Origin of the sequence: Kocuria subflava (assembly GCF_012163155.1) — a bacterium.
Classification (GTDB): Bacteria; Actinomycetota; Actinomycetes; order Actinomycetales; family Micrococcaceae; genus Kocuria; species Kocuria subflava.
This window is the reverse complement of sequence record NZ_JAAVUN010000131.1, coordinates 1-683: the sequence shown is the minus strand read 5'-3', so window position 1 is coordinate 683 and position 683 is coordinate 1. Positions and strand designations below refer to the sequence as shown.

The 683-nt window shown below is 64.4% G+C and carries 1 protein-coding gene; it reads left to right on the top strand.

Annotation, left to right across the window (positions count from 1 at the left end; translation table 11 throughout):
* Positions 1–171: 171 nt before the first annotated feature.
* Positions 172–683: ABC transporter permease (locus tag GTW58_RS13365; protein WP_168023591.1), on the top strand; the 512-nt coding region annotated here is incomplete at its 3' end.

The window sequence follows — 683 nt, the reverse complement described above, 5'->3', positions numbered from 1 at the left end:
ACCGGGCCGCGCGCCGTCGATCACGGCGGGCGGGCCGGTCCCGCTTTGCCCAGGTCCGGGAGCTCACATCCACGAGCCAGCCCGACCATCCCGTTCGCAGGAGTCCTTCCACCATGCCAACCACCACACCGGCGCCATCGCGCCCGAACGCGTCAGGGGGTGCCGCCTGACATGGCCTGGTATCTCATCCGACGCATTTTGCAGATGATCCCCGTGTTCTTCGGGGCCATCTTCATCGTCTACTTCCTGATGTTCGCCACCTCCGGCGATCCCACCGCCGCGCTGTGCGGTGATCGTGGCTGCACGGACGCCACCAAGGCGGCGCTCGAGGCCCAGTACAACCTGGACCAGCCGTTCATCGTCCAGTTCCTGCTCTACCTCAAGGGCGTTTTCACCCTGGACCTGGGCAAGAACTTCTCCGGACGTCCGATTCTCTCGGTCATCGCGGACACGTTCCCCAACACCGTCAAGCTCGCGATCATCGCGGTGATCTTCGAAGCGATCTTCGGCGTCCTGCTCGGGCTCATCGCGGGACTGCGCAAGGGCACCTGGTACGACTCCGGGCTGCTGTTCTTCTCCCTGATCCTGATCTCCATCCCGGTGTTCGTCCTGGGCTTCGTCTCCCAGTTCGTGTTCGGCATCAAGCTTGGGTGGACCACTCCCACAGTGGGCAGCGGTGCTCC